Genomic DNA, 3736 nt, shown 5'->3' with positions numbered 1-3736 from the left:
TGGTCGGAAGAAAATATCCCCTCAGCTAAACTAAGGGCCACAGCAGAAAAGTTATTTAATACGGAAAAATTAATCGCCGTCACGGATAAATTATTAGCAATTTTTCCCGCTGAAGCTCGTTTTTTTGAAACAAAAGGTTTACCGGTAACTTGGGTAGGACATCCTTTAGTTGATCGTATGGCCAATGCTCCCAATCGGCAAGAAATGCGGCAAAAATGGGCAATAAAACCCGAAGAAACGGTAATCGCTTTATTACCTGCTTCCCGTCAACAGGAGTTTAAATATCTCGTGCCGACGGTGTGCGCTGCTGCTAAAAAATTACAGGAAAAAATTCCCGATATTAAGTTTTTAATTCCCGTTCCCTTAGCTTTATACGAACCAAAAATGAGAGAATTAGTGAAGGAATATGGATTAAATGCGGTGATTATGGAACGAGATCAGACTTTAGAAGCGATTGCCGCAGCCGATCTGGCTGTGGCTAAGTCTGGTACAGTTAATCTCGAAATTGCTTTGTTAAATGTGCCGCAGGTGGTGGTTTACCGTTTAAGTGCAGTTACTGCTTGGATTGCCCGCAATATTATGAAGCTTTCTGTACCATTTGTCTCACCGGTAAATTTAGTTTTAATGCGAGAAATTGTTCCCGAATTATTACAAGAGGAAGCTAACCCCGAGAGAATTATGCAGGAATGTCTAGATTTATTATTAAATCAGCAACGTCGGCAAAAAATGTTAGATGAATACGCAGAAACTAAAGCCGGTTTAGGAACAGTAGGCAGTTGTGAGCGAGTGGCACAAGAGGTGTTTAAAATAGGCCTTTGTTAGGGTTGGGAGCCGGTCGTCAGGAGACAGGATTCAGGAGACAGGAGACAGCTTTTTTCTCCCCGCTCCCCAATTCATAATTCATAATTCATAATTCCTACACCCTACACCCCACGGCTGCATCCAACATTTGCAGAAATATCGACAATCAGCAATTATCAGTAACTCTGAAATTGGTACAAAAATATGAACAATCGCGTGTAAGCATCCCACCGAAAAGCTAATGCGCTCCGGGGTTTGGGGGCGGCGCCACGCCCCCAACGGGGGGTTTGGGGGGTAGAACCCCCCAAAAGCTTGGATTGAGTGATAAAACTGAAAGTAACACACCCAATTTTAGGAGAAAGTTTCCCTTGAAAAATCCCAAATTAGTAGATTTACAAAAATGAGATGCACCCCACCCTGCCCCCAGGAAAAGCTTTTTCAGCAAACCCTACTTATAAGCGTCCATACCCTCACAGGAACAAACCAGATTTCTGTCCCCGTAAGCATTATCAACCCGTCCCACTACCGGCCAGAATTTATAATCTTTTAGCCAAGAAAGCGGGTAGGCTGCCTGTTGACGGGAATAGGGACGACTCCAATCATCGGCAGTTAAAACTGCGGCTGTGTGGGGGGCATTTTTCAAGGGATTATCGTGAGGATCCATGCTCCCATTAGCGATCGCTTGTACTTCTTGATAGATAGTTAACAAAGCTTCACAAAAACGGTCTAATTCGCCCAAAGATTCGCTTTCCGTGGGTTCCACCATCATTGTACCCGCCACGGGCCAAGAAACCGTCGGCGCGTGGAAACCGAAATCCATCAAGCGTTTTGCCACATCTTCCACCTCGATGCCGGCCTGTTTTTTCAGGGGACGTAAATCAATCACGCACTCGTGGGCAACCGTTCCCGCGCTACCCTTAAATAACACCGGATAGGCCGACTCCAGACGAAAAGCCATATAATTAGCGTTCAAAATTGCCACTTCTGTCGCTTTTTTCAAGCCTGCTGCCCCCATCATAGCGATATACATCCAAGAAATCACCAAAATGCTGGCACTACCCCAAGGCGCGGCCGAAATTGCCCCAATCGAGTCCTGATGCTTACCGTTAGCGGTTTCTGGGGATAATTTCGCCAAAACCAGGGAAACATCGGGCAGAAAAGGCACTAAATGGGATTTTACTCCGATTGGTCCCATACCGGGTCCCCCCCCACCGTGGGGAATACAGAAAGTTTTATGGAGATTCAAGTGACAGACATCAGCGCCAAAATCCGCCGGACGACATAAACCCACCTGAGCATTCATATTGGCTCCATCCATATAGACTTGACCACCGTATTGATGAATCAAGGCGCAAATTTCGCTAATTCCCTCTTCAAAAACGCCGTGAGTGGAAGGATACGTCACCATCAAAGCCGCTAGATTATCCTGATGCTTCCGGGCCTTAGTTTTCAGGTCATTAATATCAATATTGCCCCGAGAATCGCAATTAACCGCCACTACTTTCATACCACACATAACGGCACTGGCAGGATTAGTACCGTGAGCGGACTCAGGAATTAAGCAAATCTGACGATAACCTTGACCGCGACTTTCATGGTAGGCTCGGATCACCTGTAAACCGGCATACTCTCCCTGAGAACCGGCGTTCGGTTGTAGGGAAATGCCATCAAACCCGGTAATTTCCCCTAACCAAGTTTCTAACTGTTGAAAGAGCAGTTGATAGCCTTCTGCTTGGTCAATCGGGGCAAAAGGGTGTAATTTGCCGAATTCTGCCCAAGTTACCGGAATCATCTCCGCTACGGCATTGAGTTTCATCGTACAGGAACCGAGGGGAATCATGGAAGTATTTAAGGCTAGATCCTTTGTTTCCAGACGGTGCAGATATCTGAGTAATTCCGTTTCCGAGTGGTAACGATTGAACACCGGCTCGGTAAGATAGGCACTGGTACGGGTTAAATTAGCGGGTAATTCTAGACTGATTTTCTCGACTAATTCGGCTGCGGTAAAGGGTAATTCCTCGGTGGGGGCAAAAATTTGCCATAAATCCCACACATCCCTGAGACTGGTGGTTTCATCGACACTAATTCCTAGATTATTCTCATCAAAATAACGCAGATTAATCTTATGGGTTTTTGCCTTGGCGAGGATGTCCTTAACTCCCGTGGATACCGTAACTTTGAGCGTATCGAAGCGCGGTTCTTTCCCCACCTGATAACCCAACTGTTTTAAGCCAGTTGCCAATAAAGCGGTTAATTTCTGCACTCTTTGGGCGATTTTCTTGATTCCTTCCGGTCCGTGATACACCGCGTACATGGAAGCAATCACCGCTAGTAACACCTGTGCGGTACAAATATTACTGGTGGCTTTATCCCGGCGGATATGTTGTTCGCGGGTTTGCAAAGCTAAACGCAGTGCGGGTTTACCCTGACTATCCTTCGATACCCCGACAATGCGCCCCGGAATACTGCGTTTATAGACATCTTTGGTGGCAAAATAAGCGGCATGGGGACCCCCATAACCCAAAGGAACCCCAAAGCGTTGACTGCTACCCACGGCAATATCAGCCCCCAATTCGCCGGGGGGAGTCAACAGGGCTAAACTGAGAATATCGGCGGCAACGGTGACTAAAGCCCCATTTTCCTGCGCTTTGGCGATAAATTCCCGATAGTCATAAATTAGGCCATCGGTGGCTGGATATTGTAATAATGCGCCAAAAATGGGCGTTTGAAAGTCAAAGAGACGATGATCATCGATAATAATGTCAATACCTAAAGGAATCGCTCTGGTTTTAACAACTTCAATCGTTTGGGGATGGCAACTACTAGAGATAAAGAAAGCATTGGCTTTAGTTTTACACAGTCCATAACTCATAGTCATCGCTTCTGCGGCTGCTGTTCCTTCATCGAGGAGGGAAGCGTTAGCAATTTCCAGACC

Annotated in this window: 2 protein-coding genes; one reads left to right on the top strand and one right to left on the bottom strand. The window is 46.3% G+C overall.

The features are described from left to right. Positions 1 to 822: lipid-A-disaccharide synthase (lpxB, locus tag PX636_RS05145; protein ID WP_288116396.1), on the top strand; the 822-nt coding region annotated here is incomplete at its 5' end. A 427-nt stretch (positions 823 to 1249) separates the two neighbouring features. Here the strand turns inward: lpxB and gcvP are convergent. Further along, on the bottom strand, positions 1250 to 3736 hold a 2487-nt coding region (gcvP, locus tag PX636_RS05140), incomplete at its 5' end, for an aminomethyl-transferring glycine dehydrogenase (protein WP_288116395.1).

The organism is Microcystis sp. M53598_WE2 (assembly GCF_030067735.1).
Taxonomy (GTDB): Bacteria; Cyanobacteriota; Cyanobacteriia; order Cyanobacteriales; family Microcystaceae; genus Microcystis; species Microcystis aeruginosa.
This window is presented reverse-complemented; position numbering and strand designations above follow the sequence as displayed.